We start from the raw sequence: 23,253 nt of genomic DNA, 5'->3' as shown, positions 1-23,253 counted from the left end.
CGCGTCGATCTGGTCATACGCCCGGAACTCGCCGAACTGCTTGGTGATCGCCGCGGTCAGCGTCGTCTTGCCGTGGTCAACGTGCCCAATCGTGCCGATGTTCACGTGCGGTTTCGAACGGTCAAACTTTTCCTTTGCCATGATGGCCTCCTTGTCTTTTCGGGTGCCGGGCTGACGCCCGGCCTACGGTGGGTGGGTAGGCCGGGCTTCAGCCCGGCATCCCGTTAAGCGTATTTCGCCTGGATCTCGTCCGAGATGTTCTGCGGAACCGGATCGTAATGCGAGAACTGCATCGTGAACTGCGCGCGGCCCGAGGACATCGAACGCAGCGTGTTGATATAGCCGAACATGTTGGCCAGCGGCACGTTCGCGTTGATCGCGATGGCGTTGCCGCGGGGCTCCTGCCCCGACACCTGGCCGCGACGGCTGGTCAGGTCGCCGATGACGTTGCCGGTATATTCCTCCGGCGAGATCACCTCGACCTTCATGACCGGCTCGAGCAGCTTGGCGCCGGCCTTGCGGAGACCTTCACGCATGCACATCCGGGCGGCGATCTCGAAGGCCATGACCGACGAGTCGACGTCGTGGTACTTGCCGTCGATCAGCGCGACCTTGAAGTCGATCACCGGGAAGCCGGCCAGCGGGCCGCTGTCCATGACGCTCTCGATGCCCTTCTCGACGCCGGGGATGTACTCCTTCGGCACCGAGCCACCGACGATGCGGCTCTCGAAGCTGTAGCCTTCGCCCGCCTCGGTGGGGCTGATGATCATCTTGACCTCGGCGAACTGGCCCGAGCCACCCGACTGTTTCTTGTGGGTGTAGGTGTGCTCGATCTCGTGACCGATGGTCTCGCGATAGGCCACCTGCGGGGCGCCGATATTGGCTTCCACCTTGAACTCCCGCTTGAGGCGGTCGACGAGGATGTCGAGGTGAAGTTCGCCCATGCCCTTCATGATGGTCTGGCCCGACTCGAGGTCGGTCTCGACGCGGAAGGACGGGTCCTCGGCGGCAAGCCGCGCCAGGCCCTGGCTCATCTTCTCCTGGTCGGCCTTCGTCTTCGGCTCGACGGCGATCTCGATCACCGGGGTCGGGAAGGTCATGGTTTCCAGAACGACCTGCTCTTTCGGATCGCAGAGCGTGTCGCCGGTGGTGGTGTCCTTCAGACCCGCCAGCGCGATGATGTCGCCGGCAAAGGCTTCCTCGATCTCCTCGCGGTTGTTCGAGTGCATCATCATCATCCGGCCAATGCGCTCTTTCTTGCCCTTGGTCGAGTTCATGATGTTGTCGCCCTTCTTCAGAACACCGGAATAGATCCGGGTGAAGGTGAGCGAGCCCACGAACGGGTCGTTCATGATCTTGAACGCAAGGCCCGAGAACGGCATCTTGTCATCGGCGCGGCGCGCGATGTTGCGGGTCTCGGTCTCGTCGTCCGGCGCGAAGCCCATGTAATCGACCACGTCCATCGGGCTGGGCAGGTAGTCGACCACGGCGTTCAGCAGCGGCTGCACACCCTTGTTCTTGAAGGCGGAACCGCCCAGAACCGGCACGAAGCTCAGCGACAGACAGCCCTTGCGGATCAGTTTCCGCAGGGTGGGGATGTCGGGCTCGTTGCCTTCCAGGTATTCCATCATCGCGTCGTCGTCCATCTCGACGGCGTTCTCGATGAGCTTGCCGCGCCATTCCTCGGCCACGTCCTTGAGCTCGTCGCGGATCGGGCCGCGGGTCCAGGACGCGCCCAGGTCCTCGCCCTTCCAGACCCATTCTTCCATGGTCACGAGGTCGATGGTGCCTTCCAGCTCGTTCTCGGCGCCGATCGGCAGGGCGATCGGAACCGCCCGTGCGCCGGTGCGGCTTTCGATCATCTCGACGCAGTTGAAGAAGTCGGCGCCGATCTTGTCCATCTTGTTGACGAAGACGATGCGCGGCACCTTGTAGCGGTCGGCCTGGCGCCAGACGGTCTCGGTCTGGGGTTCGACACCGGCATTGGCATCCAGCACGCAGATCGCACCGTCGAGCACGGCCAGCGAACGCTCCACCTCGATGGTGAAGTCGACGTGGCCGGGCGTGTCGATGATGTTCATCCGGTACTTGGTGTCGGAGGTCCCTTCCTTGGTCGGGTCTTCCTGCCACTGCCAGAAGGTCGTGGTCGCGGCCGAGGTGATGGTGATGCCGCGTTCCTGTTCCTGCTCCATCCAGTCCATCGTCGCGGCGCCGTCATGCACCTCGCCGATGTTGTGGGACTTGCCGGTGTAGAACAGGATGCGTTCCGAACACGTGGTCTTGCCGGCATCAATGTGGGCCATGATGCCGAAGTTGCGGTAGCGTTCCAGCGGATAATCGCGTGCCATTGGTCAGATGCCTCTAGGGTTTACCAGCGGTAGTGGCTGAAGGCCTTGTTGGCTTCGGCCATCTTGTGGGTGTCTTCGCGCTTCTTCACGGCCGAGCCGCGGCTGTTCACAGCATCCAGCAGCTCGCCGGCGAGGCGTTCTTCCATGGTGTTCTCGTTGCGGGCGCGCGAGGCGTTGATCAGCCAGCGGATGGCCAGCGCTTCGCGGCGTTCCGGGCGAACCTCGACCGGCACCTGGTAGGTGGCGCCACCAACCCGGCGCGAGCGAACCTCGACCGACGGCTTGATGTTGTCGAGCGCCTCGTGGAAAATCTCGACGGGCGCGCGCTTGACCTTGTCCTCGACCCGGTCGAGCGCGTTGTAGACGATCTGTTCGGCAACGGATTTCTTGCCGTCGATCATCAGGTTGTTCATGAATTTCGTCAGAACCCGGTCGCCGAACTTGGCGTCGGGCAGGATTTCGCGTTTTTCAGCAGCGTGACGGCGGGACATCTTCTCTTCCTCTTACTTCGGACGCTTGGCGCCGTATTTCGAGCGGCGCTGCTTACGGTCCTTGACGCCTTGCGTGTCGAGCACGCCGCGCAGGATGTGGTAACGGACGCCCGGAAGGTCTTTCACACGGCCGCCGCGGATCAGGACGACAGAGTGTTCCTGAAGGTTGTGGCTTTCACCGGGGATGTAGCTGATGACCTCGTAGCCGTTGGTCAGGCGCACCTTGGCAACCTTCCGCATGGCCGAGTTCGGCTTCTTCGGCGTCGTGGTGTAGACGCGCGTGCAAACGCCACGCTTCTGCGGGCAGCCCTGCAGGTGCATGGATTTGGTGGCTCTTGTTTTCGGCTGCCGCGGCTTGCGGATCAGCTGCTGGATCGTTGGCATTGGGTCTCTTTCCCCGTCTCTCAACACATGTGTCTGCACGGGCATCCCCGTGCGGGTTTCATCAAAATGCGCGCCTTACGCGTCCGCAAAACGCAATAACCGCACCCGTACCCTGCAACCTGCCGGTACGACGCGGTGGAATTCCAGAGGATCGGGGCGCTCACCGCCCGGATCATGACCACTACAGTTCTGATATCGGCTCTCGGGGAAGGCCCCTTTGGCCGGGATGGAGCGGCGTATAGGCGGAGTCGGAATCGTTGTCAACAGCCTCGCGCGCGGGTTTGTGCCGGGTTTGTGCCGGGGTAAACCCGTCATGCGCCGGGCGCATGCGGGCCCGCCCGGCCCGTCTACATCCCTCGCGGCCGCGTGGGGGCGGATTGCGCGATGCGCTCGGCCCGGGCCAGCCGCGACTCGCGGTAGAGCGTGAAAAGCCCGCTGCCCGCCACGATCGCGGCGCCCACCAGGGTGATCGTCTCGGGCCAGTCGCCGAAGACCAGCCAGCCCAGCACCAGCGCCCAGATCAGCCCGGTATAGCGGAACGGCGCGGTGAACCCGATCTCGCCCACCCGCATCACCATGATCGAGAACAGGTAGCCGCCGATGATCATGAACGCCGCCCCGCCGGTCAGCCCCAGCGCGCGGGCGTCCATCGGCACCCACTCGCCCGCAAGGCTGCCCAGCCCGAAGAACACCATGATCGCGGCCGAGGTGATCAGCGTCACCAGCATCGACGGCGTCTCCTTCGACAGCCGCCGCGTCGACAGGTCCCGCAGCGTCACGAATCCCACCGCGGTCAGCGCGTAGAGCGAGAACAGGTTGAAATCCGCCGCCCCCGGCCGGACGATCAGCATCACCCCGGCAAAGCCCACCACGATCGCCGCCAGCCGCTTCCAGCCCACCGGCTCGCGCAGGAACAGCGCGGCGGCCAGTGTCAGCGTGAGCGGCAGCGCCGACAGGATCGCGGTCACGTTGGCCAGCGGCATGTTGAACAGCGCGGTCAGGAAGAAATAGGCCGCCCCGGTCTCGCCCACCGTGCGCCAGAAGATGACCCACCGGTCGCGCCGCGACACCCGCGCCTTCAGCGCCCCCATCCACCACGCGATCGCCGCCACCGCCAGCGTGGTCAGAACGCCGCGCAGGAACAGCACCTGGAACAGCGGGATCTCGCCCGCCAGCAGCTTCATCATGGTGTCGTTCAGCGTGAAGGCCGCCATCGACGCCATCATCAGCAGCGCACCGGTCAGGTTGTCGGATCGGGCCATTCTTCGGGGCTTCCCGTCGGAACTCAAAAGGGATCGGACCGCCCTTCGGGCGATCCGACCGAAACAGGGGGGGCCAGCGCCCCACGTTGAAATCGAAGATTTCAACGCTCCCCCCGGAGTATTGCGACCAAGAAGAAAAGGCAATCTCGATTGCACCGCGAGGGGCGTGCCCCAGCGGGCCGGGTCAGACCACCAGCGCGCCGGTGATCGCCCCGTGCAGCGCCGGGTTGGCGGCGACGATGCCGTTGACCTGCGGATGGGGGTTGTTGAAGACCAGCCGCTCGCCCGCCCGGTCCGAGGTGGCCGCCCCCGCCTCGCGCAGGATCACGTCGCCGGCGGCCACGTCCCATTCCCATGTCGGGCGCAGGGTGAACATCGCGTCGGCCCGCCCCTCCGCCACCACGCTGAGGCGGTAGGCCAGCGACGGGCGGTAGATGCGCTTCACCTCCGGCACCGCCCCGCGCCAGTGCTGCGGCGCATAGACGGGCTTGGCCGCCAGCACCGAGGCGCCGGTCAGCTCCGTCCGGTCCGAGACTTTCAGCGGCCGGTCGTTCAGCGTCGCCCCCTGCCCCGTCGCGGCGGCGTAAAGCTTGTCGCGCATCGGCAGGAAGACGACGCCCGCCGTCACCGTGCCCTCCTCCACCACCGCCAGCGAATGCGCCCAGGTGCCCGAGCCCTCGATGAAGCTCCGCGTGCCGTCGATCGGGTCGACGATGAAGGTGCGCCGGCAGGCCAGCCGCGCCGCGCCGTCCTCGCTCTCCTCCGACAGCCAGCCATAGTCGGGCCGCGCCCCGCGCAGCACCCGCTCCAGCACGTCGTTCACGGCAAGGTCGGCCTCGGTCACCGGGCCCAGGCCACCCGGCTTGTCCCAGCGCTTCGCCGTCTCGGCGGCGAAGCCCGCCGCCACCTCGCCCGCCTGCCGCGCCGCGTCGATCAGCAGGGCAAGGTCACTCCCCGGCAAGCGTCAGCCCCTCGACCAGAAGCGATGGCACCACGCGGCTCAGCCACGGCCGCGCGTCGTTGGCCGGGACCATGTTGCGCAGCATCTCCGGCAGGTTCCCGGCGATCGTGCATTCCTGCACCGGGTAGGTGATCTCGCCCTTCTCCACCCAGAACCCCGAGGCCCCGCGCGAGTAATCGCCCGTGTTGGGGTTGATCGTCGCCCCGATCATGGAGGTCACCAGCAGCCCGGTGCCCATCTCGCGCAGCAGGTCGTCGCGGCTCTGCGTGCCTTGGGTCAGCGCGATGTTCCACGGGCCGGGGCTCGGCGGGGCGGAGGTGCCGCGCTTGGCGTTCGCGGTGCTCTCCATCCCCAGCTTGCGGCCCGTCGAGAGGTCCAGGATCCAGCCAGTCAGCACTCCCTCATCCACCAGCGCCCGCCGTTGCGTCGGCAGCCCCTCCGCATCGAACGGGCGCGAGCCCGTCACCCGCGGCCGGTGCGGATCCTCGATCACGCTCAGCCCGGCGGGCAGCACCGGCTCGCCCAGCCGCCCGCGCAGCCAGGACTGGCCCCGCGCCACGGCGCTGCCATCGGCCGCGCCCAGCAAATGCCCGATCAGCGAGGCCGCGATGCGCTCGTCGAACAGCACCGGGTAGGCGCCTGTCTTCGGCCGCTTCGCCCCCAGCAGCGACGCCGCCCGCTCGCCCGCCACCCGGCCGATATCCGCGGCACTCCGCAGATCGCCCCGGAAGATGCGGCTGTCGCCATCGGCGTCGCGCTGCATCCCCGTGCCGCTGCCGGCAATGGCGGAACAATGGATCGCCGCATCGGTGCGCTCGTACCCGCCGGAAAACCCGTTCGAGCCCGCCATGTGCACCGCCCGCCGCGACCAGGCCGAGGTCGACGACTGCACCTGGCTAACGCCCGTCACCCCCAGCGCCGCGGCCTCCGCCGCCAGCGCCTCGTCCTGCAGCACCTCGGGCGAGGGCTCCTCGCCCGGATCGGCCAGTTCCAGCGCCCCGGCCTCGCAGCCCGTGCCAAGCTGCCCCGGATCGGCCAGCCCGGCATAGGGATCCTCCGGCGCCTCGCGCGCCATCGCCACGGCCCGCTCGGCCAGCACGCCGATCGTCTCGTCCCGCGTGTCCGAGGCCGAGACACAGGCCTGCCGCCGGCCCACCAGCACCCGCAGGCCCATATCCGTGCCCTCCGACCGCTCGGCCTGCTCCAGCTTTCCGGCCCGCACGTCGATCGTCACCGCGCTGCCCTTCAGCGCGATGGCGTCGGCACTGTCGGCCCCGGCCTTGCGGGCGGCGTCGATCAAGGCCGCGGTGATGTTCTCCAGCGTGTCGGTCATGCCCTGCCTTTCCTGATTGCCGGGAACAGGTAGACCGCCGCGCCCGCCCGTGCAAGCCCGTGCCCCTCGGCCCCTGGGGCCAGCCGCCTTGGCGCACGCGCTGGCCGTTGGCCGCGATCACGCCGCCCGGCTTCAGCTCGATGGTCGAGGTCACGGTGTGCCCGCCATCTCACGATATCCTGTCATGGCCCCCCGGCATCTACCCCCGTCTGCACGCTGCATACAGGCCCGGGATCAGCTACCTGCAGTGCGTGTCGGGTATGGCCTCGCCGGGCCCCGGCTCGATCACCCGGCTCCCGTCATACCAGACCAGGCCGCCCACCCGGTCCGCCCACGCCCCCTCCGCCGGCACGAGAACGGCCATCCCCGCCACCGGGTCATCACCGAGATACCCCAACTCCCTGGCCTCGATCTCGGGCACCCGCGTCATCCCGGCCCCGCTGATCTGGTAGAACCGATAGGATCGCCAGCCCGTCAGCCAGTGCTCGGCCGTCCACCCCCCGTAGAACTGAAGCCCCAGCACCTCGCTCCTCCGGACATGCCTCACTGAATCACCCTTGCCGTCTTGCGAGCTATTATACAGCCGCGGGCGGAGCTTTCCGCCCTCGCCGAACAGCCATGTTCCGGAACGCTGATAGACCTCGATCCAGCCGACCTTGGAATACGCCCAGAGGTAGAGCCGCCGGGACACCGGGTCATACGGGCCCACCGCGTTGGTGAAATCACCGGTAGGGGCCAGGGCCCGGTCGCCGTCTTCCCGGCCCGGCGCCGGCACGAGTTCCAGAAACCCTTCCACGGGGATTCGAACCCGTGGCAAAAGGCCCGGAACCGCCACGGAGTCACCGTTGTTACGGAGAGCCGCCGAGGCGGTCGGACGCTCGAAGCAATCCGACCCCGCGCCGGGGGTCTGGGCCTTCAATGGGGACACCAGTCTGACCATCAGCGCAAACGACGCAAGAAAACGCGCGGCAGGTCTCATGATGTCGTGACCCTTCATTCCCCAGCTCCGATACCCTTCTCATGATGCGCACGGGGCGACACCCCCAAAGGAAAAGGCTGCAACCGTCCGATTGCAGCCTTCCCCGTTTCCATCACGCCAGGCGCGTTACTTGATGCGCTGCCCGTTGGCGAGGATCTGGCCGTCGCCCTTGACCTCGATGGTCGAGGTCAGCGTGTCCTCGCCATCGCCCGGCACGGCGAAGAGGCCCATCATCATCCGCGCCCCGGCGGCCTGCTCCTCGGGCACGAAGCCCATGGCCACCAGCTTGTCGAGCAGCGCGTTGCCGCCCACCAGCATCAGGTTCACCGACCCGGTCGGCGCCGGCATCCCCTCGAAGGTGGTCAGGTCGCTGTTGTCGAAGGTAAAGCTGCCATCGCCGGTCAGCTCGGCACCCGCCGCGCTGATCGTCAGGCTGTTGAGGTCGAGCGAATTCAGCTCGCCCGGCATCGCCTCGCCCTCCTCGACACGCTCCATTTCCTCGGGGTCGAGCAGGTCGACCAGCAGCTTGACCGTGCCGGTGGCGTCGAAGGCCACCGTCGCCGGATCACGCGGCAACTGCCCGCTCGGGTCGAAGATGCCCCAGATCAGGTCGGACATGGTGAAATCGCCCAGCGTCAGGCCCAGCGCGAAATCCTGTTCCTCCTCGCCGGCGGTCACCGGCATGGTCAGGTTGAACCCGGCCTGCTGCATCGCCAGCTCCAGCGGGAACGGTATCTCGGCCCCGGCCATCGACATGGTGATGTCCGTGCCCTCGCCCGAATAGCTGAGGCCGCTCTCGTCCATCTTCAGGCCAAGCTGACCCGTGCCCGAGCTGCTCGCGCCCTGCACCGTCTCCTCGCCGTCCTTGAAGTTGAAGTTCGACGAGCCGTTGGTGAAGGAAAAGCTGCCGTCGAAGGCGAAGCCCGCCTTCAGCGCCGCCGCCATCTGCTCGGGGTCCATGTCGGCGGGCAGGCTGGCGGTGCCGTCGAATTGCATGCCGTCGGCCTCGCCGCGGATCACGAAGCGGCCGTCGCCATCGTCGGGCTCGTTGAAATCCATCACGTAGCTGACCGCGCCGGTGGTGAACTTCTGCACCGAGTTGCGCAGGTTGCCCACCGACATCTCGGTCGTGCCCTCGACATCGGCCATCCGGAACTCGGCCTGGCCGAACTCGTCCATCGGCACGTCCTCGCCCTCGATGTTCAGGCTGACCAGCGTCAGCGCGAGGCTCGCGGCGGAATAGGCATAGGTCATGTTCTCCGGGTCGCCCGAGACGTCGATCGACAGGCCCTCGGTGGCATAGTCGATCCCGATCTCCACGTCCTCGCCATCCTCGGCATCGACGGAAATGTCGATCGGCAGGCTCGGCGGCACGGTGATCGACACCGTCCCGTCGCCATTGTCGACAAAGTTCATGTCGCCCATCGACATGTCGATCGTCATGTCCTCTTCCGGCACCTCGAACGTCATGCTGATGCCGCTGACCGTCAGCGTGTCGCCCGACCGGTTCTCGGTCGCCTCCAGCGTATAGCCGGCGTCCTTCATGTAATCGCGCCAATCGGCCCAGACCTGTTCGGCCGTCACGTCGGCATAGGCCGCGGTCCCGCCCGAAATGACGCAAAGCGCGGCCACCGACGCGGCAGTTCTCCTCCAGGATGTCATCATCAACCCTTCCGTTTTTAAAATTCGAGTATAGCTTCTGCCCAAGCACGGGCCGGGTCAAGACATAGTTGCCCGGCCGCACGTGTCCGAGATTAGCGGGATTGAATGCAGGGAGGTACGAAATGAGTGTGACAGAGACGGTCGTCGGCAAGACGGTGCTCATCACCGGGGCCAGCCGCGGCATCGGCGCGGCGGCGGCGCGGGTCTTCGCCGAGGCGGGCGCGAACGTGGCACTGGCCGCGCGCAACGGCGACGCCATCGCCGAGATCGCCGGCGAGATCGGCAAACAGGCGGTCGCCATCCCCTGCGACGTCTCCCGTTACTGGGAGGTCGAGGCCGCGGTCGCCGCCTGCCAGAAGGCCTTCGGCGGGCTCGACATCCTGATCGGCAATGCCGGCGTGATCGAACCGATCAGCCATCTCGACGCCATCGACCCCGAGGAATGGGGCAAGGTGATCGACATCAACCTCAAGGGCGTATTCAACGGCATGCGCGCCGCCATCCCGGTGATGAAGGACGCAGGCGCCGGCACCATCATCACCGTCTCCTCCGGCGCCGCCCATGCCCCGCTGGAAGGCTGGAGCCACTATTGCACCTCCAAGGCCGGCGCCGCCATGCTGACCCGCTGCGCCGACCTCGAGAACCGCGGCGCGGGCCTGCGCATCATGGGTCTCTCGCCCGGCACGGTGGCCACCCAGATGCAGCGCGAGATCAAGGCCAGCGGCGTCAACCCCGTCTCGGAACTGGACTGGGAGGATCACATCCCCCCCGAATGGCCCGCGAAGACGCTCCTCTGGATGTGCAGCCCCGACGCCGACGATTACATCGGCGAGGAAGTCAGCCTCCGACAGGACGACATCCGTCGCCGGGCAGGCCTCGCATGATCAGCCTCGACAAGACCGACGGGCTCTGGACGGTAACCATCGACCGCCCCGACAAGGCCAATTCCCTGACCGAGCCGATGCTGACCGAACTGGCCGACATCGCCGAAAGCGCCGACGAGGCCCGCGCCCTGATCCTGACCGGCACGGGCAAGGTCTTCTCTGCCGGCGCCGACCTCGAGGCCGCGAAGGCCGGGCTGGCCACAAGCTCCGCCTGGGAACGGCTCTCCTCGGCCATCACCGGCCTGCGTGGCCTGACCATCGCGGCCCTGAACGGCACCGTCGCGGGCGGGTCGATGGGCATGGTGCTGGCCTGCGACCTGCGCGTCGCGGTGCCCACGGCCAAGGCCTTCTACCCGGTGATGAAGCTGGGCTTCCTGCCCCAGCCCTCCGACCCCGGCCGCCTGGTCCGGCTGGTGGGGCCGTCACGGGCACGCATGATCCTGATGGCCGGCCAGAAGGTCGACGCCGAAACCGCCCTCGCCTGGGGCCTCTTCGACCGCATAGCCGAGCCGGAGGAGCTGATCGCCACCGCCCACGCGCTGGCCGCCGACACGCTGGCCGCCGACCCGGTCCACGCCGCGACGATCAAGGGGATGTGCCGGGTGTGAGGGGGCCTAGGTAAGCGGATTAAACACCTAATGGGGGCAGCTGTATGCAAGGGAAGATGTGGATCAACAGTGTTATCTCGGACGAAATTTTGCTACGTCAGGGCAAGTATGTTCAAACCTGTGCGCATCTCGAAAAGGTACTATGGCATATACTTTTTGATGCCGAAGGTTACGATGTTACAGATGACGCAGATGTTCATACTGCACTATCCCAACGAAAGGTAACACCAGCGCTGATCGAAGGCCTTCGTTCGGCCATTAACGGAGGAAAGGTCACTTTTCCTGAGCGCGTGACAGCGATATTGGATGAAGTTGACCGGGATATCGACAATCGTCATATGGCGGTCCACGGCGCTTGGCATATGCGACCTGACGGAACGCTGACCTGCGAATACTTTAAGAACTTCGGGTCAAAAAAGAAACCAGACTGGCGGGCCTATTCAAGTCCTATCACAACGGACCAAATAGACCATGCGCTCGTTGCAGCAGACCGCTTGCTGGGCGAAGCCATCAGGACTTGGGCAGACATTCGCGAACAAACCGGCTAGTTCCGCCACTCAACCGGTATGGCAATCGCGAAATTCTGCACTGAGCCGCACGCGGCGGCCTTTACCCCGCGCGGAATCGAGGCCGAAGGCCGCCGCGCGAGCGCCTGCCCGTCCCCACGGGCTGGCGCTTTTGCGAATGTCACACATCGCAGAGAGAGAGGACGTGCTTGGCTACCATAAATCACGCTCCGGACAAGTTGTGAGCGCCACCCCACGGGCAGGCGCCCGCGCGTCTCCGCACCCGGCGAATCCGATATCCAGTTTCAACCTCACCCGTCACCCGTCCCGGCTCCTCGCACATCATCCGCCCCGCAAGGCGCGTGCCACGGTCACCCGTAGGGTGGGTGCCAACCCACCTCCACCCCCCGTCACAACTTCCGCAGATACGTCTCCGACACGTACCCCTTGGTCCCCGGATCGCGGTCCAGCGCCGCCTCGCACCAGACCGTGCCGCCCACCCGGTTGCACGCGCCCGTCCGCATCAGCGTCCCGTTCGGCAGGCCCACGATCACCTCGTAGCCCAGCCCCGGCCCGGCCCTGAGCTTCAGCATGTCGCCCGCTTCCACGCCGGCCACCTCGGCCCGGCCGGTCATCCCGATCAGCATCGGCGTGGGCTGCGTGTTGCACCCCGCCAGCACCGCCAGCGTCACCGCGCCAACCATTATCCTGCGCATCCTGCCCTCCTGATTTTCGCCCTCTTCTTTCGCCCCTTTCTGGCCCAATCCGGCCGCGGGCGAAAGCGAAAGATCAGCCCGGCGCCCCCGCCTCTGTCGGCGTCGCGGCCTCCTCCGCCGCCTCCTCCGGCATCGGCAGGCTCAGCACGCATTCGAACGTGCCGTCCTCCACCCGGCGGCTGATGCTGCCGTCAAGCTGGTCCTCCACCGCCAGCGTCAGAAGCTGCGTGCCGAACCCCGCCGTCTCCGGCTCCACCGCCCCGGCGGCGGCGGCGCACCGCTCCCGCCAAACCAGCCGCAGCACCCGGTCCGCGCCGATCTCCCAGCCGATGTCCAGCGTGCCCTCGTCCTCCGACAGCGCCCCGTATTTCACCGCGTTGGTGGTCAGCTCGTGCAGCGCCATCGCCACCGGCTGCACCATCGACGGGTTCAGCACCACCCGCGGCCCGTGCAGGCTGACCCGCCCGTCCTCCGACAGGAACGGCGCCAGCTCGCTTTCCAGCACTTCCTGCAGCCCGGCGCCGACCCACTTGGCGTCCGACAGGATGCCCAGCGTCTTGCCCAGCGCGGTCAGCCGCTCCAGAAGCGAAGTCTTGTACCCCGCCACGTCCTCCGCCCGGGTCAGCCGCACCAGCGCCTGCGAGATCCCCAGTAGGTTGCGCGCCCGGTGGTCGATCTCCTGCAGCATCGCCTTTTCCCGCGCCAGCACCCGCTCGCGCTCGATCGTCTGGGTCGCGAGGCCGAAGACCTGGCCCGCGGTCGCCACCTCCTCGTCGGTCCAGCCATGGGGCCTGTCGCGATGCACGAACATCACCGCGCTCAGGCTCGCGAACTTGAACGAGGGCAGCGCCAGCGCCGCCTCCGCCCCCAGCCGGGCGAACATCTCGCGCGCCCGCTGGTCTTCGACCTCCGCCGTCCGGTCGACCCTCACGGCCTTGCCGGCCTCCAGCCCGTCGCGCAGCCGGCCCAGCCACGGCCAGTGCACCCCCGGCCCGGCGGGGGCGACGCCCTCGGCCAGCCATTCCAGCGCCACCGGGAACAGCTCGGCCGAGGGGTCGCGCTCGCGGATGCCCACCCGCATCGCGCCCAGGTGCTCGCCCAGCATCCGGCAGACCTCGGTCATGATCTCCTCGGCCCCGGTCAGCTCGCGCACCCGGTCGCCCACCTCCAGCAGGAAGGCCGTCTGCCGCTGCCGCAGCACCTTGTCGGTGGTCTCCTGCCCGGAATTGTAGATGCCGACGATGGTGCCGTCCTCGCCGCGGATGGGCGTGAAACTGTAGGACCAGTAGGTCTCCTCCTCGATTCCGTAGCGCCGCATCGGCAGCATCTGGTCGTCGACGAACAGGCCCTCGCCGGTCTCGATCACCCGGCCGAACTGCGGCTCGATCACGTGCCAGATATCCGACCACACCTCCGCCGCCGGCTCGCCCAGACAGGCGGGATGGCGCGGGCCCGGAATGGCCGACCACGCATCGTTGTACAGCAGGCGCAGCTCCGGCCCCCAGTAGATCGCCGTCGGAAAGGCCGAGTTCAGGCAGATCCCCAGCGCCGCCCGCAACGATTGCGGCCACGCGTCGGGCACCCCGAACGGATGCGCCGCCCAGTCATGCTCGCGGATACGCCGCGCCATCTCCCCCTCGCCCGAGAGAAAACTCATCGGCGTCGCGCCCGTACCCTGCCGCCTCAGCACCTGATCACCTTCTCCATGCCCGCTGCATCACAGGCATATACGTAGAAACATTCACCGCAAAGACAAAGTCTTGTCCGGGGTTTTTCACGCACGCCCGGCCCCGGCCCCCGGACCAGGGCCCAGCGCCTCCCGCTCCCCGCCCCGACCCCGACCCGGGGCCTCGCCCTCCACGTTCCCCCCGCCCCGGGCTTGACCCGGGGCCTCGCACCCTCGCCAATCACCTCCTGCCACCCCGCCTGACGAGCGCCGGCCCGTGGGGACGCGCTGCAACGAGACCGGCCCGCACTTAGGCTCACCCCTCGACCTTGCTACCAAACCGAAAACTCGCACCCCCGCCCCGGGCTTGACCCGGGGCCTCAAACCTCCGCTTCCCCCCGACGACCCAACCAAGACCCGTAGGGTGTGTGCCAACCCACCATACCCCCGTTGCACCGCACACAACATCTCGCGCCACCCCCCACCGAACGCCACATCAACCCGCGCGATGAACCGAAAAAACACCGACAAAATACCGACGTGATACCGACGTGATACCGACGCGGCATTTCCAAGCCATTCCAACCGGTTAACCCCGATTCGCCTACCTCAGCTCCCGCGGTAGGTCGAATACCCGAACGGCGACACCAGAAGCGGCACGTGGTAATGCACCGCTTCCGACATCCCGAACCTTATCGGCACCTCGTCCAGAAACCGCGGGCTGTCCGGCGGCGAGAACCGGGCATCGATGTAATCCCCGGCATGGAAGACCAGCTCGTACGTGCCCACCTGAAACTCCGCCTCCGGCAATATCGGCTCATCCGTCCGCCCGTCGGAATTGGTCTGCAACGCCCTGACAAGGCTGCGCTTTTCGCCCTCGATGCGGTAAAGCTCCACGGTCATGCCCGCCGCCGGGCGGCCCCGCGCGGTGTCGAGCACATGGGTTGTCAGATATCCGGCCATCTCTTCGGTCCTCCTGTCGCCACCCTGCCGCGCACCGGGGCCCCGGTCACGCAGGAAATCATTGTAAGTCCTTCAGGTTTTATCGGAAAGTCTCCGGCAAGGCCCTCGTCTAGACTACCGGCATCCACCACTCACGGAAGGCGTCGCCATGCCCCAACGCTACATCCGCGACATGCGCGGCCACGGCCCCACCCCGCCGCACCCGCACTGGCCCGGCGAGGCAAGGATCGCCGTCCAGTTCGTCCTCAATTACGAGGAAGGCAGCGAGAACTGCCTGCTGCATGGCGACGCCGCCTCCGAGGCCTTCCTGTCGGAGATCCCCGGCGCCCAGCCGTGGCCCGGCCAGCGCCACTGGAACATGGAATCGGTCTACGAATACGGCGCCCGCGCCGGGTTCTGGCGCCTCCACCGGCTCTTCACCTCGCGCGGCCTGCCCCTCACCGTCTACGGCGTCGCCACGGCGCTCGCCCGATCCCCGGAACAGGTCATAGCCATGCAGGCCGCGGACTGGGAAATCGCCAGCCACGGCCTGAAATGGATCGACTACAAGGACCACACGCCCGAGGCCGAGCATGCCGACATGGTCGAGGCCATCCGCCTCCACACCGAAGTCACCGGCGAGAAGCCCCGCGGCTGGTACACCGGCCGCTGCTCGGTCAACACCGTGCCGCTGGCGGCGCAGACGGGGCAGTTCGACTACATCTCCGACACCTATGCCGACGATCTCCCCTACTGGGTCACCCTCTCCGGCCGCGACCAGCTCATCATCCCCTACACGCTCGACTGCAACGACATGCGCTTCGCCACGCCGCAGGGGTTCAACTCGGGCGACCAGTTCTTCGCCTATCTCCGCGACAGCTTCGACGCGCTCTATGCGGAAGGAGAAGCCGGCGCGCCCAAGATGCTCTCCATCGGCCTGCATTGCCGCCTGATCGGCCGCCCCGGCCGTGTCATGGCCCTGCAGCGCTTCCTCGATCACATCGCCGCGCATGACGGCGTCTGGGTCGCCCGCCGCATCGACATCGCCCGCCACTGGGCCCAAACCCATCCGCCCGAACGTCTCGAGCGCCCCTCCGAGATGGACCGCGACACCTTCATCGCCCGTTTCGGCGGCATCTTCGAACATTCCCCCTGGGTCGCCGAAGACGCCTACGACCTCGAACTCGGCCCGGCCCATGACAGCGCGGCGGGCCTCGCCTCGGCCCTCGCCCGCGCCTTCCGCACCGCCCCGCGCGACAGGCAGCTCGCCGTGCTCAAGGCCCACCCCGACCTTGCCGGCAAGCTCGCCGCCGCCGGCCGGCTGACCAACGAGTCCACCGCCGAACAGGCCTCCGCCGGGCTCGACATGCTCACCGACGAAGAGCGCGCCACCTTCACCCGGCTCAACGACGCCTATGTCGCCAAGCACGGCCACCCCTTCATCATCGCCGTGCGCGACCACGACAAGGCGGGCATCCTCGCCGCCTTCGAAGCCCGCCTCGCCAATCACAGCAGCGTCGAATTCGCCACCGCCTGCGCCCAGGTCGAGCGCATCGCCGAGCTGCGCCTGCAGGACATCCTGCCATGACCACCGTCACGGCCCGGCCCCTGACGCAATCCGCCTTCGCCCCCTTCGGCAGCGTCATCGCCCGCCGGCCGGACCCGGATATGCTCATCAACCAGGGCCTCTGCGGCCGCCACCACGCGCTGGCCCTGGCCGACATCTCCGACGGCACCCCCGGCATCAGCCTGTTCGACGCCCAACCCCGCAGCCTGCCCTACCGGCTCGACATGGTCGAACGCCACCCGTTGGGCTCCCAGGCCTTCCTGCCGCTCTACGAAACCAGCTTCCTCGTCATCGTCGCCCCCGACGAAAGCGGCCGCCCCGGCACGCCGCTCGCCTTCCTCACCCAGCCCGGCGAAGGCATCCAGATCGCCCGCAACACCTGGCACGGCGTCCTCACCCCCCTCGCGCCCCCCGGCCTCTTCGCCGTGATCGACCGCATCGGCGAGGGCCCGAACCTTCAAGAACACTGGTTCGACACCCCCTATACCGTCACCGCCGAATAGGGGCGCTGCCCCTCGGCCTTCGGCCTCACCCCGGGATATTTCCGGCCAGAAGAAACAAGGGGTCCCCATGCTTCTTCTTGGTCTCCTGATTTCAACGTGGGGGGCTGGCCCCCCTAGCGCCGTGCGATCAGCCGCGCCATGTCCAGCATCCGGCAGGAAAACCCCCACTCGTTGTCGTACCAGCCGAAGACCCGCAGCAACCCTCCGGTCGAGACGGAGGTCTCCGGCCCGACCATCACGATCGATTCCGGCCGCCCCCGCAGGTCGGCACTGACCAGCGGCTTCTCGGTCCAGCCGAAGACGGGCGCGCCCTCCGCCGCCGCGCGCAGCACCGCGTTCACCTCCGCCTCCGTCACCGCCTCGCGCAGCTGCACGGTCAGGTCGATGCAGGAGACGCTCGCCGTCGGCACCCGGATCGCCCGCGCCTCGATCCGCCCCGCCATGTGCGGCAGGACAAGCCCGGTCTGGTGCTGCGCGCTGGTGGTCGTGGGCACCATCGACAGCGCCGCCGCCCGGCTGCGCTCCGGCGCGCCGCGGGGCTTGTCGACCGTCGGCTGGCTGCCGGTATAGCAATGCACCGTGGTCATCTGCCCGCTCTCCACTCCGAAGGCCTCGTCCAGCACCCGCACCAGCGGCGCCAGCGCGTTGGTCGTGCAGGAGGCGTTCGAGATGATCCGCTCATCGCCCAGCTTGCCCTCGTTGGCCCCCATCACCAGCGTCACGTCCGCCTCCGCCGAGGGCCCCGAGACCAGCACCGCCTTCGCCCCGGCCGCCAGCCCGCGCTCGGCCACCGCCCGCTTGCCGCCCATGCCGGTGCATTCCAGCACGAGGTCCACGCCCGACAGGTCCAGCGCGCTCAAATCCGGCGCCGCGTGAAACGGGATCGTCCGGCCGTCCACCACCAGCGCACCCTCCTCCGTCGCCACCTCGCCCGGCCACGGGCCATAGACGCTGTCATACTCGAAGAGATAGGCGCAGGTCTCCAGCGGCTCGATATCGTTGATCAGCACCAGCTCCACGTCCGGCGCCTCGCGCAGCAGGATACGCAACAGCGTCCGGCCGATCCGGCCAAACCCGTTCAGGGCGATGCGAATGGGGGTCTCGGTCATGGGGGCCTCTCCGGCAAAAGCGACTCTTCTCGCCGGACTGTCCGCCCGCGCCGCCGGATTTGCCAGCCCCTGACACGAAATTTGATCAAACCCGCGCAACGCCGCGCGGCTTCACGAAATCTTAGGAGACGCGCGGCAGGGTCGATCTGCACCGGCATCGCCCCATGACGCGCCCGGCCCGGGGTGAGGTTAACCTTCGAACCACACCCGCCTTTACTAAATCTTAAGAAATTGGCAGAATACTGGGACTGTTCTAAATGGGATTTCAGTGCTTTCACCGGAATCAGCCCCGCGTAGTGTCAGCTACGCGGGGCCTACTTTGCCCAGAACCCTAAAGCCCTGTCCAAAGCTGCATGATGGCCACGATCAGAGTTGCGATCGCCACGGCCAGCATGACTGCTCTAAATGGTCTTTCATTCAGCGTGCTCACCTCCTCTCGCCGCGAAGTGTCACGGCGGAAGGCAGCATCGGGCGATCCGATAAAGTTTGAGTTAACTCCGCCTCACAGCGCCATATGCCGGTTCACATCCTTGTAGAGCAGGTAGCGGAACTTCCCCGGCCCCCCCGCGTAACAGGCCTGCGGACAAAAGGCGCGCAGCCACATGTAATCGCCCGCCTCCACCTCGACCCAGTCGGTGTTCAGCTTGTAGGCCGCCTTCCCCTCCAGCACGTACAAACCGTGCTCCATCACGTGCGTCTCCATGAACGGGATCACCGCGCCCGGCTCCAGCGTCACGATCGTCACGTGCATGTCGTGGCGCATGTCGTCCGGATCGACGAACCGCGTCGTGGCCCAACGCCCCTCGGTCTCGGGCATCGGGTGCGGCGCCACCGTCTTCTCGTCGGCGAAGACCGGCTCGGGCCAGCCCAGCCCCTCGACCGGCTCATAGGCCTTGCGGATCCAGTGGAAAACCGCCACCGCCTCACCGTCATTGGCAAGCCGCCAGTCACAGGCCGCGGGCAGATACGCATACCCCCCCTCGCCCAGCCGGTGCTCTTCCCCGCCAAGCGTCACCACCACCTCGCCGGAGGTCACGAACAACACCCCCTCGGCCTCCTCGTTGCTCTCGGGCCGCTCCGAGCCCCCACCCGGCGCAACCTCCATGATGTAATGCGAGAACGTCTCGGCAAACCCCGACAGCGGCCGTGCCAGCACCCACAGCCGCGTCCCCTCCCAATGCGGCAGGCGCGAGGTCACGATGTCCCGCATCGTCCCCCGTGGCAGCACGGCATAAGCTTCGGTGAACACGGCCCGGTCGGTCAGCAAACCGGTCTGCGGCGGCAAGCCGCCCTCGGGGGAATAGTAGCTACGGTCGGTCATGGGCGGCTTTCCATCAGGTTCGGGATCACCCCCAAGCAAAGCCCCGCCGCGCCCCCAAGGCAACGCATAAACCGCCCCCGCCCGGCTGAAGGACAATCAGCTTTTGCCTGAAGATCGCCTCAGCCCCGCGCCGCCGCCTCCAGCGCCGGATAGCGCAACCCCAGCGTCACGCCGCGCGCCACGAAGCTGATCAAAAGCGCCACCCACAGCCCGTGATTGCCCAGCCACGGCACCAGCAGCACCACCGCCACGCCGTAGACCAGCAGGCTCACCGCCATCATGTTGCGCATGTCCCCGGCCCGCGTCGCGCCGATGAAGATGCCGTCCAGCATGTAGGCTGCCACCCCCAGCACCGGCGCCACCACCATGTAGACAAGATACTCGCGCCCCGCCGCCTGCACCTCGGGCGCCTTGGCCATCAGGTCGATGATCATCCCCCCGAACGCCCAGAACACCAGCGCCAGCCCGACCGAGATGATCACCCCCCACAAGCCCGTCACCAGCGCCCCGCGCCGGAGCATCGCGCCGTCGCGCCGCCCCACCGCCTGCCCCACCATGGTCTCGACGGCAAAGGCCAGCCCGTCCAGCGCGTTCGACACGATATGCAGGAACTGCAACAGCACCTGGTTCGCGGCCAGCGTCACGTCGCCGAAATCCGCGCCCAGGAACAGGAACGACACGAACACCGTCTCCAGCATCAGCGAGCGCAACAGGATATCGCGGTTCACGCTGGCCATCCGTTTCAGCTGTACCCGGTCGAACACCCTTGGCCAGTCGCGCCACGCCGGCACCCGGAACGCCGCCCGGCAGAACCACAGGCCCAGCGCCAGCCCCGACCACTCGGCAATGAACGTGGCCCAGGCCACGCCCGCCACCCCAAGGTCGAGCCCCAGCACGAACCATAAATCAAGCACGATATTGAGGCCGTTCATTGCCACCTGGATGGCCAGAACCGCCCCCGTCCGCTCCTGCGCGATCAGCCAGCCGGTCACGCCATACATCGCGATCAGCGCGGGCCCGCTCCACACGCGTATCGCCATGTACTCCCGCGCCAGCCCCTCAACCTCGGCACTGGCGGGCGAGACCCGGAAGGCCAGGTCGAAGACCGGCCCCTGCAGCAGGATGAACAGCACGCCCCCGGTCAGCCCGATCATCAGCGACCGGGTCAGCAGCGCCGCCACCTCCCCCGCCTGCCCCGCGCCCAGCGCCTGGCTCGTCAGGCCCGTGGTGCCCATCCGCAGAAACCCGAACAGCCAGTAGACGGCGGTCACGATCACCGCCCCGATCCCCACCGCCCCGATCGGCGCGGCAAGCCCCATCTGCCCCACCACGCCGGTATCCACCGCGCCCAGGATGGGCACGGTGGCATTGGAGATCACGATCGGAAGCGCGATCCGCAGGACACGGCCATGCGTGACCGCGCGCGGCCCTTCAGCCATCCCCGCGCGGCATCAGGAAATGGCCCGTCGCCTGGGCGAAGGGGCGGGCGCGGTTGTCCTGCCACGCCTCCACATGCACCGAGGCGTAACGCCGGCCGGAACGGTTGACCCGGGCCCTTGCATAGGCATCCCGCGGCAGGCCCGAGCGCAGGTAATCCACCGTGAAGCTGATCGTCTTGGGCAGGCTCGGCAGATCGCCCCCCACCAGCTTCTCGGGGTCCAGCCGCCCGCTCTCGATCTCCTCCCACAGCATCGCCCAGCTCAGCCCGATGATCGACGACACCTCGAGGAAGGCGGCCGTCGCCCCGCCATGGATCGCCGGAAGCGCGGGATTGCCGATCAGGTCGTCCTTGAACGGCATGATCGCGGTCAGCTCGTCGCCCCGCCGGTCGAACTCGATCCCGAGGAACCGGATATAGGGCACCCCGTCCACCAGCGCGTGAAGCGCGGCGTCGCGGCGCTGCTTGATCACCTGTACCGGTTCGGGCTTCTCGCGCGCCATCAGGTCTTCCCCGTCGTGAAAGTGCCGGTCGCCGTGGCCACCGGCCGGTCGGCATCGTCATCCATCGCCCGCGCCCGCACGAAGGCCACGGTGCGGGTCACGTGGAAACATTCGGCCTCGGCGCGGATGCGCTGGCCGGGGGTGGCGGGGCGCATGTAGTCGATGCGCAGATCGATCGTCGCGGTGGTGCCGCCGCAATCCGGATGGCTCAGCGCCGCCGCGCCACAGCAGGTATCCATCAGCGCCGACACCGCGCCGCCATGGATCACCCCGGTCCGGGGGTCGCCCACGAACCGGTCGTCATACGGCATCTCGATCGCGGCGAACCCCTCGTCGATCCGGGTCACCGTCATGCCCAGCGCTTCCGAATGCGGGATGGCCTTGATGAACTGCTCGGCGATCTTGGTCTTGTCGACGCCCATGCGCCTCCCCTTCTGTCCGGTGGCGCGCCCTTTATGAGCCGGAACCGCCCCGGCCCGCAAGACCGGCAGTTGCCCTGCGCGGCACATGGTTCTACTTTCGCGGAAGGGAGAGCCTGAACGATGCCGGAAAGCCGTCTGACCTTCAAGGAAATGTGCGCGAAGTTCGACGTGACCCCGCGCACCCTGCGCTATTACGAGTATATCGAGCTGCTCAGCCCCGAACGCGACGGCCGCGCCCGCTATTACGGCCCGCGCGAGGTGGCCCGCCTGACCCTCATCCTGCGCGGCCGCCGCTGGGGCTTCGCGCTCGAGGAGATCCGCCAATGGCTGGAAATCTACGAGGAGGAAGGCACCGAGGCCCAGATGCGCAACTGGGTCGAGATGGCCGACCGGAAACTCGCCGAACTCGACCGCCAGCGCGCCCAGCTCGAAGAGGCCATGACCGAACTCCGCCACACCCGCGACGAGGTGGCGAAGAACTTCACGTCCTGAGCGACCCCGTCCCGGCCCCCGAGCCGGGACCTCAAGCCAACCAGAGGCCCCGGGTCAGGCCCGGGGCGGGCAATACATTCCTGAAATCTGTGTGATAACTACGACATGCAACGGTGCCCCGCCGGGCGAGCGCCGGTCCGTGGGGAGGCGCTGCAACGGTCCTGGCTCACACTTTATCGCGCCGAACACACCCTTGTCTCTTTGATCTGTGTGATATTCGGTATCGGCAGGCGAGACCCCGTCCCACCCTTGGTCCTTGAGACCGTCGCGTAGCCTGGGGCTCGTCTGCCGACCGTTGTCAAACCTGAACAGTTGCCAGGGAGGGCTGTGCAACCAGCCGATCCCGCAGATCAAGGACAGGCCCCATGACTATGCCACAAGATGTCATCGGCGTCGATATTGCCAAGGACTGGATCGACGTCTTCTTTCTTTCCACCGGTCGGGCGGAGCGGGTGCAGATGCGCGCCGCCGGGCTTCGTGCCTTCGCGGCCCGGGCGCGGGGCGCGCTGGTGGTGTTCGAGGCCTCGGGCGGCTATGAGCGCCCGCTGGCCGAGGCGCTCGACGCGGCGGGTGTCGTCTACGCCCGGGTCAATCCGCGGCAGGCGCGGGAGTTCGCCCGCGCCACCGGCCGGCTGGCCAAGACCGACCGGGTCGATGCGCGTATGCTGGCCGAGATGGGCCGGGCGCTCGCCCCGCGCCCGACGCCGCCGGCCGATCCCGACCGGGTGCGGCTGGCCGCGCTGGTGGGCCGCCGGGACGATCTCGGCGCGATGCTGCAGGCCGAGGTGACGCGCCTGCACCAGGCCCGCGACCCGTCCGTGCGGCGCGACCTGCAGGGCATGATCGCGGTGCTGCGCCGCCGGATCGGGAAGCTCGAGGCCGAGATCGCGGCGGTCATCGGGGCGGATGCGGCCCTCTCGGACCGGTCGCGGCTGTTGCGGACGATGCCGGGTATCGGGCCGCTGCTGGCGGCGCGCCTGCTGGCTCGGCTGCCCGAGCTCGGCCGGCTCGACCGCCGGGCCATCGCGAAACTGGCGGGTCTCGCGCCGCATGCCTGCGACAGCGGCCGGTTCCGTGGCAGACGCCGGATCTGGGGCGGCCGGGCCGAGGTGCGCCGGACGCTCTACCTCGCGGGGTTCATCGCCAGCCGCTACGA

The 23,253-nt window shown here is 67.5% G+C and carries 24 protein-coding genes; 7 read left to right on the top strand and 17 right to left on the bottom strand.

Features of this window, described 5'->3' with window-relative positions:
- From RLN94_RS16875 to RLN94_RS16835, 9 genes are all read right to left on the bottom strand, one after another.
- The coding region (locus tag RLN94_RS16875; protein ID WP_350130975.1) for a GTP-binding protein at positions 1 to 141 on the bottom strand (141 nt) is incomplete at its 3' end.
- Positions 142 to 224: 83 nt separating this feature from the next.
- Positions 225 to 2,348: an elongation factor G gene (fusA, locus tag RLN94_RS16870; RefSeq protein WP_350130974.1), complete on the bottom strand. Its 2,124-nt coding sequence runs from the start codon at positions 2,346 to 2,348 to the stop codon at positions 225 to 227.
- A gap of 20 nt (positions 2,349 to 2,368) precedes the next feature.
- Entirely contained in the window at positions 2,369 to 2,839 is a 471-nt protein-coding gene (gene rpsG, locus RLN94_RS16865) for a 30S ribosomal protein S7 (RefSeq protein WP_057817982.1), read from the bottom strand.
- A 12-nt stretch (positions 2,840 to 2,851) separates the two neighbouring features.
- Positions 2,852 to 3,223 (bottom strand): 30S ribosomal protein S12, encoded by a 372-nt coding sequence (rpsL, locus tag RLN94_RS16860; RefSeq protein WP_057817984.1) that lies wholly within the window; start codon positions 3,221 to 3,223, stop codon positions 2,852 to 2,854.
- Positions 3,224 to 3,570: 347 nt separating this feature from the next.
- Positions 3,571 to 4,485, bottom strand: coding sequence for a DMT family transporter (locus RLN94_RS16855; protein ID WP_350131422.1), 915 nt, complete (start codon positions 4,483 to 4,485; stop codon positions 3,571 to 3,573).
- A gap of 184 nt (positions 4,486 to 4,669) precedes the next feature.
- Complete coding sequence (locus tag RLN94_RS16850) at positions 4,670 to 5,446, bottom strand: 3'(2'),5'-bisphosphate nucleotidase CysQ (protein WP_350131423.1); 777 nt, start codon at positions 5,444 to 5,446, stop codon at positions 4,670 to 4,672.
- Positions 5,433 to 6,779, bottom strand: coding sequence for a TldD/PmbA family protein (locus tag RLN94_RS16845; protein WP_350131425.1), 1,347 nt, complete (start codon positions 6,777 to 6,779; stop codon positions 5,433 to 5,435). The genes RLN94_RS16850 and RLN94_RS16845 overlap by 14 nt, the downstream gene beginning before the upstream one ends.
- A 238-nt stretch (positions 6,780 to 7,017) precedes the next feature.
- Positions 7,018 to 7,575 (bottom strand): hypothetical protein, encoded by a 558-nt coding sequence (locus RLN94_RS16840; protein WP_350131427.1) that lies wholly within the window; start codon positions 7,573 to 7,575, stop codon positions 7,018 to 7,020.
- 309 nt (positions 7,576 to 7,884) lie between these two features.
- Positions 7,885 to 9,423 carry a DUF2125 domain-containing protein gene (locus tag RLN94_RS16835; RefSeq protein ID WP_350131429.1) on the bottom strand — a complete coding sequence of 513 codons (1,539 nt, stop codon included), beginning with the start codon at positions 9,421 to 9,423 and terminating at the stop codon, positions 7,885 to 7,887.
- 119 nt (positions 9,424 to 9,542) lie between these two features.
- Here RLN94_RS16835 and RLN94_RS16830 point away from each other — a divergent pair, with 119 nt between their 5' ends.
- Genes RLN94_RS16830 through RLN94_RS16820 form a run of 3 tightly spaced genes read left to right on the top strand, consistent with a single transcriptional unit; the run spans position 9,543 to position 11,460 of the window.
- Positions 9,543 to 10,304: an SDR family oxidoreductase gene (locus RLN94_RS16830; protein ID WP_350131431.1), complete on the top strand. Its 762-nt coding sequence runs from the start codon at positions 9,543 to 9,545 to the stop codon at positions 10,302 to 10,304.
- Positions 10,301 to 10,912 carry an enoyl-CoA hydratase/isomerase family protein gene (locus tag RLN94_RS16825; RefSeq protein WP_350131433.1) on the top strand — a complete coding sequence of 204 codons (612 nt, stop codon included), beginning with the start codon at positions 10,301 to 10,303 and terminating at the stop codon, positions 10,910 to 10,912. Before RLN94_RS16830 ends, RLN94_RS16825 begins: the two co-directional genes overlap by 4 nt.
- Positions 10,913 to 10,956: 44 nt before the next feature.
- Entirely contained in the window at positions 10,957 to 11,460 is a 504-nt protein-coding gene (locus tag RLN94_RS16820; protein WP_350131435.1) for a hypothetical protein, read from the top strand.
- Positions 11,461 to 11,828: 368 nt separating this feature from the next.
- Here the strand turns inward: RLN94_RS16820 and RLN94_RS16815 are convergent, their stop codons facing one another.
- The 3 genes from RLN94_RS16815 to uraH all read right to left on the bottom strand — a co-directional run bounded on the left by RLN94_RS16815 (position 11,829) and on the right by uraH (position 14,763).
- Complete coding sequence (locus tag RLN94_RS16815) at positions 11,829 to 12,134, bottom strand: SH3 domain-containing protein (RefSeq protein WP_350131437.1); 306 nt, start codon at positions 12,132 to 12,134, stop codon at positions 11,829 to 11,831.
- Positions 12,135 to 12,207: 73 nt separating this feature from the next.
- Positions 12,208 to 13,791, bottom strand: coding sequence for a sensor histidine kinase (locus tag RLN94_RS16810; RefSeq protein ID WP_350131439.1), 1,584 nt, complete (start codon positions 13,789 to 13,791; stop codon positions 12,208 to 12,210).
- 618 nt (positions 13,792 to 14,409) lie between these two features.
- On the bottom strand, positions 14,410 to 14,763 hold the full coding sequence (gene uraH, locus RLN94_RS16805; RefSeq protein WP_350131441.1) for a hydroxyisourate hydrolase: 354 nt from the start codon (positions 14,761 to 14,763) through the stop codon (positions 14,410 to 14,412).
- Positions 14,764 to 14,911: 148 nt separating this feature from the next.
- Between uraH and puuE the strand changes: the two genes are divergently transcribed.
- Together puuE and RLN94_RS16795 are read left to right on the top strand one after the other, a co-directional pair.
- A complete protein-coding gene (puuE, locus tag RLN94_RS16800; RefSeq protein ID WP_350131443.1) occupies positions 14,912 to 16,330 on the top strand; it encodes an allantoinase PuuE in 1,419 nt (472 codons plus the stop codon).
- Entirely contained in the window at positions 16,327 to 16,812 is a 486-nt protein-coding gene (locus RLN94_RS16795; RefSeq protein WP_350131445.1) for an ureidoglycolate lyase, read from the top strand. Before puuE ends, RLN94_RS16795 begins: the two co-directional genes overlap by 4 nt.
- A gap of 113 nt (positions 16,813 to 16,925) precedes the next feature.
- Here RLN94_RS16795 and RLN94_RS16790 read toward each other — a convergent pair whose 3' ends face one another.
- The 5 genes from RLN94_RS16790 to RLN94_RS16770 all read right to left on the bottom strand — a co-directional run bounded on the left by RLN94_RS16790 (position 16,926) and on the right by RLN94_RS16770 (position 21,605).
- Entirely contained in the window at positions 16,926 to 17,921 is a 996-nt protein-coding gene (locus tag RLN94_RS16790; protein WP_350131447.1) for a type I glyceraldehyde-3-phosphate dehydrogenase, read from the bottom strand.
- Positions 17,922 to 18,423: 502 nt separating this feature from the next.
- Positions 18,424 to 19,242 carry a bifunctional allantoicase/(S)-ureidoglycine aminohydrolase gene (locus RLN94_RS16785; RefSeq protein ID WP_350131449.1) on the bottom strand — a complete coding sequence of 273 codons (819 nt, stop codon included), beginning with the start codon at positions 19,240 to 19,242 and terminating at the stop codon, positions 18,424 to 18,426.
- A 119-nt stretch (positions 19,243 to 19,361) separates the two neighbouring features.
- Positions 19,362 to 20,681, bottom strand: coding sequence for an MATE family efflux transporter (locus tag RLN94_RS16780; protein WP_350131451.1), 1,320 nt, complete (start codon positions 20,679 to 20,681; stop codon positions 19,362 to 19,364).
- Positions 20,674 to 21,183 carry a PaaI family thioesterase gene (locus RLN94_RS16775; RefSeq protein WP_350131453.1) on the bottom strand — a complete coding sequence of 170 codons (510 nt, stop codon included), beginning with the start codon at positions 21,181 to 21,183 and terminating at the stop codon, positions 20,674 to 20,676. The genes RLN94_RS16780 and RLN94_RS16775 overlap by 8 nt, the downstream gene beginning before the upstream one ends.
- Positions 21,183 to 21,605, bottom strand: coding sequence for a PaaI family thioesterase (locus RLN94_RS16770; RefSeq protein ID WP_350131455.1), 423 nt, complete (start codon positions 21,603 to 21,605; stop codon positions 21,183 to 21,185). Before RLN94_RS16770 ends, RLN94_RS16775 begins: the two co-directional genes overlap by 1 nt.
- A 120-nt stretch (positions 21,606 to 21,725) precedes the next feature.
- Between RLN94_RS16770 and RLN94_RS16765 the strand changes: the two genes are divergently transcribed.
- Together RLN94_RS16765 and RLN94_RS16760 are read left to right on the top strand one after the other, a co-directional pair.
- Complete coding sequence (locus tag RLN94_RS16765) at positions 21,726 to 22,097, top strand: MerR family transcriptional regulator (protein WP_350131457.1); 372 nt, start codon at positions 21,726 to 21,728, stop codon at positions 22,095 to 22,097.
- Between the two features lie 371 nt (positions 22,098 to 22,468).
- The coding region (locus RLN94_RS16760; protein WP_350169298.1) for an IS110 family RNA-guided transposase at positions 22,469 to 23,253 on the top strand (785 nt) is incomplete at its 3' end.

Source organism: Roseovarius sp. (assembly GCF_040223625.1).
GTDB lineage: Bacteria > Pseudomonadota > Alphaproteobacteria > Rhodobacterales > Rhodobacteraceae > Roseovarius.
Note: the sequence above shows the minus strand (reverse complement) of the source record. Positions and strands in the feature narration are given on the sequence as shown.